Source organism: Mycobacterium sp. NPDC049093 (assembly GCF_040704635.1).
In the GTDB taxonomy this organism is placed as follows: Bacteria; Actinomycetota; Actinomycetes; order Mycobacteriales; family Mycobacteriaceae; genus Mycobacterium.
In genome coordinates this window covers 422,578-435,507 of the sequence record NZ_JBEZJS010000004.1, presented here as the reverse complement: position 1 = coordinate 435,507, position 12,930 = coordinate 422,578, and the positions used below count along the sequence as shown (strand labels likewise).

The 12,930-nt window shown below is 68.1% G+C and carries 13 protein-coding genes; 9 read left to right on the top strand and 4 right to left on the bottom strand.

The genetic code is table 11. The features are described from left to right. The first annotated feature begins 109 nt into the window (after window positions 1–109). The gene (locus AB0876_RS17675; RefSeq protein WP_448445714.1) at window positions 110–1,567 is read left to right on the top strand and encodes an amidase; all 1,458 of its coding nucleotides are present in this window, start codon (window positions 110–112) and stop codon (window positions 1,565–1,567) included. On the opposite strand, the gene AB0876_RS17670 is transcribed toward AB0876_RS17675, so the two are convergent. Then, a complete protein-coding gene (locus tag AB0876_RS17670) occupies window positions 1,564–2,430 on the bottom strand; it encodes a sigma-70 family RNA polymerase sigma factor (RefSeq protein ID WP_498885324.1) in 867 nt (288 codons plus the stop codon). The two genes, AB0876_RS17675 and AB0876_RS17670, sit on opposite strands and share 4 nt — an antisense overlap. Window positions 2,431–2,525: 95 nt before the next feature. Between AB0876_RS17670 and AB0876_RS17665 the strand changes: the two genes are divergently transcribed. Continuing rightward, window positions 2,526–2,870: a DoxX family protein gene (locus AB0876_RS17665; protein WP_064960857.1), complete on the top strand. Its 345-nt coding sequence runs from the start codon at window positions 2,526–2,528 to the stop codon at window positions 2,868–2,870. An 89-nt stretch (window positions 2,871–2,959) separates the two neighbouring features. Here AB0876_RS17665 and AB0876_RS17660 read toward each other — a convergent pair whose 3' ends face one another. Beyond that, window positions 2,960–3,250 carry a WhiB family transcriptional regulator gene (locus AB0876_RS17660; RefSeq protein ID WP_055111427.1) on the bottom strand — a complete coding sequence of 97 codons (291 nt, stop codon included), beginning with the start codon at window positions 3,248–3,250 and terminating at the stop codon, window positions 2,960–2,962. A 437-nt stretch (window positions 3,251–3,687) separates the two neighbouring features. Here AB0876_RS17660 and AB0876_RS17655 point away from each other — a divergent pair, with 437 nt between their 5' ends. The 3 genes from AB0876_RS17655 to AB0876_RS17645 all read left to right on the top strand — a co-directional run bounded on the left by AB0876_RS17655 (window position 3,688) and on the right by AB0876_RS17645 (window position 6,345). Then, on the top strand, window positions 3,688–4,485 hold the full coding sequence (locus AB0876_RS17655; RefSeq protein ID WP_526042503.1) for a hypothetical protein: 798 nt from the start codon (window positions 3,688–3,690) through the stop codon (window positions 4,483–4,485). Window positions 4,486–4,586: 101 nt separating this feature from the next. After that, on the top strand, window positions 4,587–5,165 hold the full coding sequence (locus AB0876_RS17650; RefSeq protein WP_055109741.1) for a sigma-70 family RNA polymerase sigma factor: 579 nt from the start codon (window positions 4,587–4,589) through the stop codon (window positions 5,163–5,165). Next, window positions 5,158–6,345, top strand: coding sequence for an anti-sigma-D factor RsdA (locus AB0876_RS17645; RefSeq protein ID WP_498885321.1), 1,188 nt, complete (start codon window positions 5,158–5,160; stop codon window positions 6,343–6,345). Before AB0876_RS17650 ends, AB0876_RS17645 begins: the two co-directional genes overlap by 8 nt. Here the strand turns inward: AB0876_RS17645 and AB0876_RS17640 are convergent. Continuing rightward, window positions 6,336–6,740, bottom strand: a complete 405-nt coding sequence (locus AB0876_RS17640) for a DUF5319 domain-containing protein (protein ID WP_003882245.1) — start codon at window positions 6,738–6,740, stop codon at window positions 6,336–6,338. The two genes, AB0876_RS17645 and AB0876_RS17640, sit on opposite strands and share 10 nt — an antisense overlap. A gap of 158 nt (window positions 6,741–6,898) precedes the next feature. Between AB0876_RS17640 and guaB the strand changes: the two genes are divergently transcribed. The 4 genes from guaB to phoU all read left to right on the top strand — a co-directional run bounded on the left by guaB (window position 6,899) and on the right by phoU (window position 12,270). Continuing rightward, window positions 6,899–8,440, top strand: coding sequence for an IMP dehydrogenase (guaB, locus tag AB0876_RS17635; protein WP_055109737.1), 1,542 nt, complete (start codon window positions 6,899–6,901; stop codon window positions 8,438–8,440). 38 nt (window positions 8,441–8,478) lie between these two features. Beyond that, window positions 8,479–9,606 (top strand): GuaB3 family IMP dehydrogenase-related protein, encoded by a 1,128-nt coding sequence (locus tag AB0876_RS17630; protein WP_499049484.1) that lies wholly within the window; start codon window positions 8,479–8,481, stop codon window positions 9,604–9,606. A gap of 201 nt (window positions 9,607–9,807) precedes the next feature. Next, window positions 9,808–11,544: a GMC oxidoreductase gene (locus AB0876_RS17625; protein ID WP_526042502.1), complete on the top strand. Its 1,737-nt coding sequence runs from the start codon at window positions 9,808–9,810 to the stop codon at window positions 11,542–11,544. A gap of 66 nt (window positions 11,545–11,610) precedes the next feature. After that, window positions 11,611–12,270, top strand: coding sequence for a phosphate signaling complex protein PhoU (phoU, locus tag AB0876_RS17620; protein WP_055111425.1), 660 nt, complete (start codon window positions 11,611–11,613; stop codon window positions 12,268–12,270). A gap of 5 nt (window positions 12,271–12,275) precedes the next feature. On the opposite strand, the gene AB0876_RS17615 is transcribed toward phoU, so the two are convergent. After that, window positions 12,276–12,899 carry a TetR/AcrR family transcriptional regulator gene (locus tag AB0876_RS17615; RefSeq protein ID WP_526042766.1) on the bottom strand — a complete coding sequence of 208 codons (624 nt, stop codon included), beginning with the start codon at window positions 12,897–12,899 and terminating at the stop codon, window positions 12,276–12,278. Window positions 12,900–12,930: the final 31 nt, after the last annotated feature.

Sequence of the window (12,930 nt, the reverse complement as noted above, 5' to 3'; positions counted from 1 at the left end):
CGCAACCTGGGTACCGCGCGCTTACGGGGAACTGCGCACCCGAGGGGGACCAGCTGTTGCAGGAAGTGGGATTTTATGGCTCCCGCAGCGCGCGTTTAGCGTCGGATTCATGGAGTGGAATTTTCAGTCGGCCGGTGAGTTGGCGGTCGCGTTGCGCGCCGGTGAAGTGTCCTCGGTGGAGCTGACCGAGGCGGCGATCACTGGGATCGAGCGGGATGACCCGGTGATCAACGCGATCTGTGTGCCCGACTTCGACCGGGCACGGGATTCTGCACGGGACGCCGACCGGGCACGTGCCCGGGGCGAAGACCGGCCGCTGCTGGGTATTCCCGTGACGGTCAAGGAGTCCTACAACATGGCGGGGCTGCCCACGACCTGGGGCATGCCGCAGTTCCGGGACTTCCGGCCGGCCGCGGACGCGGTACAGGTGTCGCGGCTCAAGGCCGCCGGCGCGGTGGTGCTCGGTAAGACCAACGTCCCGTTGGGGCTGCAGGACATCCAGACCTTCAACGAGATCTACGGCACCACCAACAATCCGTGGGATCCCGATCGCACCTCGGGCGGATCTTCCGGTGGCTCGGCGGCGGCCCTGGCCTCGGGATTCGGCGCCCTGTCCATCGGCTCCGACCTCGCCGGATCATTGCGGACCCCCGCGCATTTCTGCGGCGTCTACGCGCACAAGCCGACCCTCGGCCTGGCCGCGATCCGCGGTATGACCCCGCCGTCGACCCCGGCATTGCCGACCGAGTCCGACCTCGCCGTCGTCGGTCCGATGGCGCGCACTGCCCGCGATCTCGCACTCCTGCTCGACGTGATGGCAGGACCGGACCCGCTGACTCTCGGTGTGGCACACCGGGTGACGCTGCCGCCCCCGCGTCATGAGGGCCTCGGCGACTTCCGGGTCCTGGTCCTCGATGAGCATCCGTTCCTCGCAACCTCAGCCGCGGTGCGCGCCGGCATCAGCCGGGTGGCGGATGCCCTTGCTTCCAGCGGTGCCCGCGTCGAACGACACAGTCCACTGCTGCCCGATCTGGCCGAAGCCGCGTTGCTGTACACGCAGTTGCTGTTTTCCAGCACCTCGGCGCGATTCCCGGTCGACGCGTACGAGCAGCTGCAAACCCTCGCCGCCGGCCTGAGCCCAGACGATCAGAGCCTCGATGCGGCTCGGTTGCGCGGAATGGTGTCGAGCCACCGCGATTGGATCGAGGTGAACAACCGTCGCGAACTCCACCGCCAGGGCTGGCGACAGTTGTTCGGTGAGTTCGATGTCGTCGTGTGTCCGATCACGCCGACTCCGGCGTTCCCGCATGACCACAACCCAGATCTGTTGGAACGTCGGATCGATGTCGACGGTGTCGAGTACGCGTACTTCGACCAGCTCGTCTGGGCCGGACTGGCCACCATGCCCGGCCTGCCCGCTACCGCCGTACCGGCGGGGCGGTCCGCCGAGGGACTGCCGGTGGGAGTGCAGCTCATCGGTCCGATGTTTGAGGACCACACGCCGCTGCGGCTGGCCGAACTGCTCGAACAGCAGATCGGTGGCTTCCAGGCACCTCCGGGTGCCTAGTCCGCCAACGTCACGTCGACCGACGCCAGGCGGTCCGGATCGCCGATGATGTCGATGACATGGATCCGGCCGTCCCGAATATCAAGGCGCAGTAGGGACTTGAGCTGACCGGCGGGCGCGACGACGATGCCCGCGGCGCCGTCGAGAACGGCGACCTCGCCGCCGCGCGCTGTCGCGGCGAACAGCTTGGACTCCTCGACGAACTCCCGGGCGCCCCGAAGCTCGACGGGAATGTGCCCGCCGACGAGCACTCGGTCCACGCGGCGCACCACGTCGGGGTCGAGGATCTCCAGCAGAGCGTCGAGGTCGCCCTCCTGCGAGGCTGCCAGGAAAGCTCGCGCGACGGACAGGTGTTCGGCGGTGGGGCGAGCCGCGCTGGTTGCACCCCGCACCCGCTCCCGGGCCCGGCTGGCCAGTTTCTTGGTGGCTGCCGGCGTGCGGTCGAGCAGCGCGGCGATGTCGTCGAAGGGCACGGCGAAGGCGTCGTGCAGAACGAACGCCACGCGCTGGGCGGGGGAGAGCCGGTCGAGCACCACCAGCAGGGCGCGGCCCACCGACTCGGCCATGGCCACCTGTTCCTCGGCGGCCGGAGCCACGGCAGCAGGAACGTGCTCGTCGGCGCCGAGCACTTCCGCGCGGCGTTTCCGCTCCCGGAGTCGGTCGAGGCATTCGTGGGCGGTCACCGTGGTGAACCAGCCAGTCGGATTGGTCACCTCGGCGATGCCGCGCCGGCTCACTTTCAGCCACGCGGCCTGGACCGCGTCGTCGGCGTCATGCACCGAGCCGAGCAGTCGGTGGGCGACCTCGCGTAAGTGGTGCCGATCCTCCTCGAACCGGGCGGCCAGGGTCTCCAGATCGGTCACAGCGTCACCTTCCGGGCGTCGGAAACGTCATCAAGGTGAACCACCACCGCAGCATCCGAACATGGGAGACGACCATCATGACCCTACAACTCGGCATGATCGCGGCCGTGATCGTCGCGATCGCCATCGTGGCCAATGGGGCGATGGCCGTCGCGGACCTCGCCGCGGTCCGCTTCGTCCTCGCGAACTCCGCCGAGGTCGGTGTCCCGCGGAGTTGGGTACCGACCCTCGGACTGCTCAAGGGCGCGGGCGCGGTCGGACTGCTCGTGGGCCTGTTGGCCTTCCCGCCGCTGGGTATCGCCGCCGCGATCGGGCTGATCGGGTTCTTCGTCGGCGCCGTCATCACCCACATCCGTGCGGGCGTGTTCTACAACATCGCCTTTCCCGCCGCGTTCCTCGTGCTCGCGGTCCTCGCGCTTGGGGCCTTCCTGGCGGGCTGACCCTGGCTGTGGATGCCAGGAACTGCAAAGGCCCCATCCCTCGCGGAATGGAGCCTCTGCAGTTCGGCGTGTGAAGTTTGCTGCGGGATTCAGGCGCTGCGGCGGATCCCCCGCTTGAGCAAGAGCTCGCGCTCGGACTCGCTCAAGCCGCCCCAGATGCCATAGGGCTCGCCGACGGCGAGCGCGTGGGTGCGGCACTGGGTGATCACCGGGCAGCTGCGGCACATCTCCTTGGCGCGAACCTCGCGTTGCGCCCGGGCCCGCCCGCGCTCGCCATCGGGATGGAAGAACACTGACGAATCGACTCCACGGCAAAGTCCCTGCATTTGCCAATCCCAGATATCCGCATTGGGTCCGGGAAGTTGCTGCGGCTGCGGCATTTGGAAAACCCCTCTCTGCTCGCCCATTTCGCCAAAAGTGGGCGGGTTTGAGTCGGTGGAACCGAACTGAGCACATGTCGCCGATGACCGCTCGTGCACACAAACTAGGGGGGCCCGATAAAGCGAGTCAATACCTTGCCGATGTGCTAAAGGACATAACCGCAGGTCGAGAATTTACATCACGTTCATCATTGTGACGCGGTGACCGAGACATCGGTGTTAAGGATCTGCTAGAGGTCATCGGATTTTCCCTGCTCGGACCAGAGGTGTCGTCATGCGCTATTCCGGCCGGGCGATAGTTAGTTGACCTGCCATTAACATTCGAGCCATCAATTGTTAACTAATTGTCGCCGGCAACGTGAATTCCGGCGTATCCGTCCGTGCCGGGTTGCCCACGAACCCGGCGGTACCGACGGTATTGATAGCGTCGCTGACCGATGACTGCAATCGCAGGGGCCGCCGCGGCCCTGGCTGACGCTGCCTTCGGGGCCGACCCCGGCCGCTGGCCGCTGCCCGGCGCGACCACGCCGCACGAGCGCTGGCTGCGGGCGGTCGCCGCCGGCGGGCAGGGGCGCTACGCCTGTGCGCTCACCGAGCTTGCCGAGATCCTGCGGTGCCAGGACTCGGGTCCGTTGGTCTCGCTGGTCCACAGCACCCGCGCCTCGTTTCTTCGCCAGCTGGGTGGGCACGCGCGCGCTCGCGGCGCCGACGGCCAGGCGTGGGCGCACCGCGGCGACGATGACGAGGCCGCCGGCGACGCGCTCGTCGGGCTCGCCGCCGACGCCCTGGGGATGGGTCGGTTCGGGGTGTCGGCCCGCCTGCTCGACCGGGCGCGCGCCATCGACGCCCCCGGCGACTCGCGGCAGCGGATCCGGCTGTCGTGGGTGAGCGCCGAACTGGCCATGGTCCAGGGGCACGGCGCCGAGGCCGTCGAACATGCCCGATGCGGAGTCGCGGCCGCGGCCGGCCATCGCTCGACGCGCCACGCCGTCAAATCCGACGTCGTGCTGGCCGCGGCGCTGTGCAGTGCCGGCGAGCTCGACGCCGCGCGGGAGGTCGCCGACGCGGCACTGCCGGCCACCGAGAAATTCGGACTGATCCCGCTGCGCTGGGCGTTGGCGTGCGTGCTGGCCGACATCGGCAGCGAGTCACACGACGCTGCCCAAATCAACCGGATCCGGGACCTCGGCGCCGATACAGTGCGTCGCAGAGGCGGGGTGTGGGCCGGCGCCTAGATCTGGCACCGGCAGGGCCCTGCCTCATCGATCGTTATTGTTTAGCTGAGCCAATCCGCCCCGAGTGTCGGTGCAACGTAACGCTGGAGAGATCGCCCACGATGACAAGTTCGGGAGACCGTCTCGACATTGTCGTTGCTGACGCAGTGGCAGGTGATCGGAACGCGCTCTCGGAAGTGCTGGAGATCATTCGGCCGATCGTCGTTCGGTATGTCCGGGCGAGGGTGGGGGCGACCGAGCGCAGTGGTCTATCAGCTGATGACGTTGCGCAGGAGGTTTGCTTGGCCGCCATTACGGCGCTGCCGCGCTACAAGGATCAGGGACGCCCGTTCCTGGCCTTTGTCTACGGCATCGCTGCGCACAAGGTTGCTGACGCGCATCGCGCGGCAGCCAGGAACCGTGCCGAGCCCACCGAGGTGGTGCCCGAGCGGTTCTCCCTTGACGCGGGGCCCGAGCAGACCGCTCTCGACACCGAGTCTTCTGAACGGATGGCCAGGCTGCTGTCCGTGCTGCCCGAGAAGCAGCGCGAGATCCTGATCCTGCGCATCGTCGTCGGCATGAGCGCCGAGGAGACCGCGGAGGCCGTCGGAAGCACCGCCGGCGCCGTGCGCGTCGCGCAGCACCGTGCGCTCGCCCGGCTGAAGAACGAGATCATGGCGACGGGGCGCGACCATGCCTGACTTCGGCCGCTGGACCTCAAACGGTGGTGATCCGTCCCTCAACGAGATCAACCGGTCCGAGAAATTCATCGAGGCGCTGTCCCTCGAGCGGCAGGTCTATGCGACCGACCGGGAGGAGGCCGAACTGGCCGTCCTGCTGGCCGGTTGGCGCGACGACGCACGACAAACCCCGATGGCGGGCATCGCGACACCGCGTGAGGCCGTCAAGGCGCTCGACAAGGCGACCGGGCAGGGTCGGGTGCGCATCCCGATGGCGCTGGTGGGCTCCATGGCGGCCGCGGTGCTGTGCCTCGGCGGATTCGGTGCGGCCGTGTACGGCTCCGGCCCGGGCGATGCCCTCTACGGTGTGCGCGGACTGGTCTTCGGGTCCGCGCCGGTAACCCGCGACGTGGGCGTCGAACTGGCGTCGAGCGAGCTCAAGCAGGTCCAGCAGATGATCGACGACGGGCAGTGGGAGCAGGCCCAGCAGAAGCTGCAGACCATCACGACCACGGTCGCCACCGTCGGCGACGAGCAGCGCAAGCAGGAACTCGTCGACCAGTGGCAGCAACTGTCGGTCAAGGTGGAGAACCGCGACCCGAACGCGACCGTGCCGCCCGATGCACCGCCGGTGGTGTTACCCGAGGTGACGGTGACGACGACACCGCAGTCCCCGTCCACGCCGGGGGAGACGACGCCGACGTCGCCTTCGACACCGACGACCGGGCCTTCGACACCGACGACAGAGCCCAGCCCGGGTTCGGAGACGTCCACGTCACCCACGTCGCCATCGGAGAACCCGACGTCGCAACCGACGACCAGCCAGCCGTCGACGCCGCCGTCGTCGACCACGGCCCCGACGCCGTCGAGCAGTGCCGAGCCGACGACGAGCGCGCCGGCCACTGCGACAGAGTCCTCGCCCGCCTCAACGCCGGCGGCGCCTCGCACGTCCTCGGCGCCGACCACCACGGCCGCACCGGCGGCCGAAGCGCCCGCGGTGACCACTACGACTGTCGCGCCGACCGTCGAGCCGACATCCGTGCCGTCCGCGCCGTCGGTGCGTACCACGCAGGCCGCACCTGTGGAGCCCAGCAGTGGCGGAGGTCACGAAAGCCCGTCGGGCGGACATAACGGAGAGGGCCCGGCATCGCCGGGGATCGAAGTGCCCCTGTTGCCGGGGCTAGGCGGCGGTCAGCGGTAGCCGTCGGTGTCCGAGGTCGCCTCGTTGAGGGACGCGTCAGCATAGCCGCGGCAGTAGTCCCACGTCACGTAGGCATCGGGCTCGGGGTCGTAGGCCGGCTCGTGCGGGCGCACCGTGCCGTCGACGAGCAGCTGCAGCAGGTTGGCCCGCAGCATGTCCCAGTCGTGGTAGTGGTCCTGCTGGCATTCGTCACAGCAGACGACGAGACCGCGAATTCCCTTGTGCGCCAACAGCGCCTCGTATACCGCGAGATCAGCTAGATCAGCCTCGACAGCCGTCCGTTCCTGAGGGTCCAGCGGCTGGCCCGGCTCGATCGCGTCCAGCGCAGCAGAAGGATCGCAAGGATCATCGGCAAACGGATCGGGCGGCAAACCAGGGGGGAGGTGGTCACGCACGAGTCCCACACTACGCAGCCGCACAGGTATCGCGCCAGCCGTCCTGATGCGCGGGGGGATGTGCACCCTGAGGTGCAAGGAACGGCAACATCACTGTCAATAACCGAGCCGATAGAATCGGGTTATAAGCCCCACGCCTGCCACTGGAGGCCCCACCCATGTCGATCGCTGAAAGCAGCGTTCCCATTGCCGTACCGGTGTCGACCGGCGGCGACGATCCCACCAAGATCGCGATGCTCGGTCTCACCTTTGATGACGTCCTGCTGCTGCCTGCTGCCTCGGATGTGGTCCCGGCCACCGCTGACACCTCGAGCCAGCTGACCCGGAACATCCGTCTGCGGGTGCCGATGGTCAGCTCCGCGATGGACACCGTCACCGAATCGCGGATGGCCATCGCGATGGCCCGCGCCGGTGGGATGGGCGTGCTGCACCGCAACCTTCCGGCCGCCGAACAGGCCGCCCAGGTGGAGACGGTGAAGAGGTCGGAGGCCGGTATGGTCACCGACCCGGTCACCTGCTCGCCCACCAACACCCTGGCCGAGGTCGACGCGATGTGCGCCCGGTTCCGGATCTCGGGGCTGCCGGTCGTCGACGAGGCCGGGCAACTCGTCGGGATCATCACCAACCGTGACATGCGCTTCGAGGTCGACGAGAACAAGCCCGTCGCCGAGGTGATGACCAAGACGCCGCTGATCACCGCCCAGGAAGGCGTGTCCGCCGAGGCTGCCCTCGGCCTGCTGCGCCGCCACAAGATCGAGAAGCTCCCGATCGTCGACGGTCACGGCAAGCTGACCGGCCTGATCACCGTCAAGGACTTCGTCAAGACCGAGCAGTTCCCGTTGGCCACCAAGGACAGCGACGGCCGGCTCCTGGTCGGCGCTGCGGTGGGCGTCGGCGACGACGCCTGGGCGCGGGCCATGACACTGGTCGACGCCGGAGTCGACGTGCTGATCGTCGACACCGCCCACGCCCACAACCGCGGCGTGCTCGACATGGTGGCGCGGGTGAAGCAGACCGTGGGCGACCGCGTCGAGGTCGTCGGCGGCAACGTCGCGACCCGCGCCGCGGCCGCTGCGCTGGTGCAGGCCGGCGCCGACGCGGTCAAGGTCGGTGTGGGCCCCGGCTCGATCTGCACCACCCGCGTGGTCGCCGGTGTCGGCGCCCCGCAGATCACCGCGATCCTCGAAGCCGTCGCCGCCTGCAAGCCCTACGGCGTGCCGGTGATCGCCGATGGCGGTCTGCAGTACTCGGGCGACATCGCCAAGGCGCTGGCGGCCGGCGCATCGACGGCCATGCTGGGCTCGCTGCTGGCCGGCACCGCCGAGTCGCCGGGCGACCTGATCTTCGTCAACGGCAAGCAGTTCAAGAGCTACCGCGGCATGGGCTCGCTGGGTGCCATGCAGGGACGCGGCGGTGGCAAGTCCTACTCCAAAGACCGCTACTTCCAGGACGACGTGCTCTCCGAGGACAAGCTGGTGCCCGAGGGCATCGAGGGCCGGGTGCCGTTCCGGGGGCCGCTGGGCTCGGTGATCCACCAGCTCACCGGCGGGCTGCGGGCAGCCATGGGCTACACCGGCTCGGCGACCATCGAGCAGTTGCAGCAGGCGCAGTTCGTCCAGATCACGGCGGCCGGGTTGAAGGAAAGCCACCCGCACGACATCACCATGACTGTCGAGGCCCCCAACTACTACACCCGCTGAATCGGTGGGGCAGGAGACTAAGAACAGTCATGCGCGACATGGTTGAAATCGGCATGGGCAGGACCGCCCGCCGTACCTATGAGCTCGACGACGTCACGATCGTGCCCTCGCGGCGCACCCGCTCGTCCCAGGATGTCTCGACGGCCTGGCAGCTCGATGCCTACCGCTTCGAGGTCCCGGTCATCGCGCACCCCACCGACTCCCTGGTGTCGGTGGAGTTCGCGATCGAGATGGGCCGGCTCGGCGGTCTCGGCGTGCTCAACGGCGAGGGGCTGATCGGCCGGCACGCCGATGTCGAGGAGAAGATCGCCAAGGTCCTCGACGTCGCCGCGAACGCCGACGACGACTCTGCCGCGATCCGCATGCTGCAGCAGTTGCATGCCGCGCCGCTGGACCCCGACCTGCTCGGCGCAGCGGTGGCCCGTATCCGCGAGGCCGGCGTGACCACGGCGGTGCGCGTCAGCCCGCAGAACGCTCAGGCCCTGACCCCGACGCTGGTGGCCGCCGGGATCGACCTGCTGGTCATCCAGGGCACCATCATCTCCGCCGAGCGGGTCGCGTCCGACGGCGAGCCGCTCAACCTGAAGACCTTCATCTCCGAGCTCGACGTACCGGTGGTGGCCGGTGGCGTGCTCGACCACCGCACCGCGCTGCACTTGATGCGCACCGGCGCGGCCGGCGTGATCGTCGGCTACGGCTCCACCGCCGGCGTCACCACCAGCGACGAGGTGCTCGGCATCAGCGTGCCGATGGCCACTGCGATCGCCGACGCGGCGGCCGCCCGCCGTGAATACCTCGATGAGACCGGCGGCCGCTACGTGCACGTGCTGGCCGACGGCGACATCCACACCTCCGGCGACCTGGCCAAGGCGATCGCTTGCGGCGCCGACGCCGTCGTGCTCGGTACCCCGCTCGCGGTGGCCGACGAAGCGCAGGGCAGCGGTTGGTTCTGGCCCTCGGCGGCGGCCCACCCGTCGTTGCCGCGTGGCGCGCTGCTGCAGGTGGCGGTCGGGGAGCGGCCCAGCCTGGAGCAGGTGCTCACCGGACCGTCCGACGATCCGTTCGGTTCGTTGAACCTGGTCGGCGGCCTGCGCCGGTCGATGGCCAAGGCCGGATACTGCGATCTCAAGGAGTTCCAGAAGGTCGGCCTGACGGTCGGTTCCTGACCTCGGCGGGATCCCCCCCGGACCAGCTGCGCCGTTTGCCGGGCCCGCCGCGCGCGGTTTCCTACGCCAGGGTTGTGCTCAGCCGAGATCGCGACCCTGAGGTAGAAATCGGTAGAGGTCGCCGCGGCATGGAGAAATTCTTCTTTACAAGTTAGGGCCTCCTGTCTAGAAGTTACCTGCGGGTAGCGTCATACTGGTCACATGCAGCCTGACTATGACGTCTTGGTGATCGGTTCGGGATTCGGCGGCAGCGTCAGCGCGCTGCGCCTCACCGAGAAGGGCTATCGGGTCGGAGTACTCGAAGCCGGCCAGCGGTTCACCGATGCCGACTTCGCCAAGACTTCGTGGGACCTGCGCAAGTTCCTCTGGGCGCCGCAGCTGGGCATGTACGGCATCCAGCGCATCCATCTGCTGCGCAACGTGATGATCCTGGCCGGCGCCGGGGTCGGCGGTGGATCCCTGAACTACGCCAACACCCTGTACGTGCCGCCGGACCCGTTCTTCAACGACCCGCAGTGGAAGGACATCACCGACTGGCGGGCTGAGTTGATGCCGCACTACGACCAGGCCCAGCGGATGCTCGGAGTCGTGAAGAACCCGACCTTCACCGACGCGGACCGCATCGTCAAAGAGGTCGCCGACGACATGGGTTGCGGGGACACGTTCGTCGCCACACCGGTCGGCGTGTTCTTCGGTCTCGACGGTGAGATGACGCCGGGCAAGACCGTGCCGGATCCGTTCTTCGGTGGAGTCGGCCCGGCCCGCACCGGGTGTATCGAGTGTGGCGAGTGCATGACCGGCTGCCGGCATGGCGCCAAGAACACGCTCGTCAAGAACTACCTCGGCCTGGCGGAATCGGCCGGCGCACAAGTACATCCGTTGACCACCGTGACGAGCTTCGAGCAGCGCGCCGACGGCGTCTGGGAGGTCACGACCGTGCGCACCGGCAGCAAGCTGCGGCGTCACCGCAAGACCTTCACTGCGACGCACCTGATCCTGGCGGCCGGGACCTACAACACCCAGAAGCTGCTGTTCAAGATGCGGGACACCGGCAAGCTCGCCAAGCTCTCCACCAAACTCGGCGTGCTGACCCGCACCAACTCCGAGTCCATCGTGGGTGCGCAGACCCTCAAGGTGACACCCGGCATGGATCTCACCCACGGCGTGGCCATCACCTCCTCGGTGCATCCCACCTCCGACACGCATGTGGAACCGGTGCGCTACGGCAAGGGCTCCAACGCGATGGGCCTGCTGCAGACCTTGATGACCGACGGCACCGGGCCCAAGGGCACCGACGTTCCCCGTTGGCGGCAGTTCCTCGATCAGGCCCGCGAGGATCCGGCCAAGCTGGTCCGGCTCCTCAACCCGCAGCGGTGGAGCGAGCGCACGGTGATCGCGCTGGTGATGCAGCACCTGGACAACTCGATCACCACCTTCACCAAGCGTGGGCCCGGGGGCAAGCGGGTGATGACGTCCAAACAGGGCCACGGCGAACCGAATCCGACGTGGATCCCCGTGGGCAACGAGTTCACGAGGCGGATGGCGGAGAAGGTCGACGGTGTCGCCGGCGGCACCTGGGGCGAGCTGTTCAACATCCCGCTCACCGCACACTTCCTCGGCGGGGCGGCCATCGGCGACAGCGCCGAGCACGGTGTCATCGACCCGTATCAGCGCGTGTACAACTACCCGACGCTCTACGTCATGGACGGCGCCGCGATCTCGGCGAACCTCGGCGTGAACCCATCGCTTTCGATCACCGCGCAGGCCGAACGCGCGGCGTCGCTGTGGCCGAACAAGGGGCAGAACGACGAGCGTCCGGCTCAGGGTGAGTCCTACCGGAAGCTGGCGCCGATCGCCCCAGCGCATCCCGTGGTGCCGGCCGAGGCGCCCGGTGGGTTGCGGCGGCTGCCGATCGAACCCGTCAACACGGGCGGTTAGCCCCCGCCCCATTGCGGGTACCTAACCCTCGCCGGACGGCACGGTCCGGCGAGGAAGGTGTGGCGCATGCGAAAGGCATTTCACGACGAGTTGGCCGCATTGTCCGACCAACTTGCCGAGATGTGTGCACTGGCGGTGAGTGCGATGCAGCGGGCCAACGAGGCCCTGCTCGACTCCGATCTGTCCTTGGCCGAGCAGGTCATCGCCGATCACGAACACATCGCTGACTACAACCGCCGCATCGAGGAGTCGGCATTCCGGCTGCTGGTCCTCCAGCAGCCCGTCGCCGGCGAGTTACGCACGGTGGTCGGGTCGATGCACATCGCTGCCGATATCGACCGGATGGGCGCGCTCGCCGTGCATGTCGCCGACATCTCCCGGTTGCGTCATCCCGAGTGCGCCCTGCCTGACGAGGTGCGCGCGAGTTTCACCGACATGGGATCGCAAGCCGTCCGGTTGGCGCAGACGGCGCAGGAAATCCTGGTGTCGCGCGATCCGGATGCCGCGGCACGTCTGCGCGACGAGGACGACGGCGTCGACGCCGAGCATCGCCACCTGTTCACCCTGCTGCTGGACCGTCAGTGGGAGGACGGGGTGTGCTCGGCTGTCGACGTCGCACTGCTGGGCCGCTACTACGAGCGGTATGCCGACCACGCCGTCGAGATCGGCAAGCGGGTGATCTTCGAGGCCACGGGCGGTCGGCCCGTGCACAAGAAGCTGGCCTGAGCCGGCTACCGGCCGTCCGGGCTGGATTCCAGCAGGGCCGTGAACAAGCGGGTCAGGGTGTCGATGTCGATGGTGCCCGGTTGCAGCACCTCCTCGGTCGCGATCCCCGAGATGATGGTGACCACCAATTGGGCGAGCGCCGACAGCTGCCTGCCGGGCAGTGACGTTCCGGCCTGTTCGACGATGCGTAGGGCTTGATCGGCGGCCGTGCGGCGGCGGGCCACCAGGCGTTCGCGCAGCTGGGGATCGCGCACTGCGCGCAGCCAGTACTCGATCAGCACGATCTGGTACTCGTTCTGGTCGTGGATTGAGTTCAGCGTTGCGCGGCTCAGCGCTGCGGCGATCGCGGCGGTGTCGCCCTGCCCGCTGTCGAGAGCGGTCGCGATGAGTGCGCCGCGGCTCTCGAACTGCCGGTCCAACAGGGCCAGGAACAGCTCGTCCTTGGATTCGAAGTTGGAGTACACCGCGCCCTTGGTGAATCCCGCGGCCTGACCGATGGCGTCGATGGTGGCGCCTGCGAAGCCTTCCGCGGCGAAAACCGTCAGCGCGGCATCCAGAATCCGGTCGCGAACCTCGTCGCGGGTCGGGCGGGTACGTGCCGGTTTGACAGCGGTCATGACCAACACAATACTCGCTAGTATCGAATGGATACCAGCGAGT

Excerpts from the sequence above, each read along its gene's own strand:
- AB0876_RS17675 (WP_448445714.1), top strand. The coding sequence starts at position 110 with ATGGAGTGGAATTTTCAGTCGGCCGGTGAGTTGGCGGTCGCGTTGCGC.
- AB0876_RS17665 (WP_064960857.1), top strand. The coding sequence starts at position 2,526 with ATGATCGCGGCCGTGATCGTCGCGATCGCCATCGTGGCCAATGGGGCG.
- AB0876_RS17660 (WP_055111427.1), bottom strand. The coding sequence starts at position 3,250 with ATGCCGCAGCCGCAGCAACTTCCCGGACCCAATGCGGATATCTGGGAT.
- AB0876_RS17655 (WP_526042503.1), top strand. The coding sequence starts at position 3,688 with ATGACTGCAATCGCAGGGGCCGCCGCGGCCCTGGCTGACGCTGCCTTC.
- AB0876_RS17650 (WP_055109741.1), top strand. The coding sequence starts at position 4,587 with ATGACAAGTTCGGGAGACCGTCTCGACATTGTCGTTGCTGACGCAGTG.
- AB0876_RS17645 (WP_498885321.1), top strand. The coding sequence starts at position 5,158 with ATGCCTGACTTCGGCCGCTGGACCTCAAACGGTGGTGATCCGTCCCTC.
- guaB (WP_055109737.1), top strand. The coding sequence starts at position 6,899 with ATGTCGATCGCTGAAAGCAGCGTTCCCATTGCCGTACCGGTGTCGACC.
- AB0876_RS17630 (WP_499049484.1), top strand. The coding sequence starts at position 8,479 with ATGGTTGAAATCGGCATGGGCAGGACCGCCCGCCGTACCTATGAGCTC.
- AB0876_RS17625 (WP_526042502.1), top strand. The coding sequence starts at position 9,808 with ATGCAGCCTGACTATGACGTCTTGGTGATCGGTTCGGGATTCGGCGGC.
- phoU (WP_055111425.1), top strand. The coding sequence starts at position 11,611 with ATGCGAAAGGCATTTCACGACGAGTTGGCCGCATTGTCCGACCAACTT.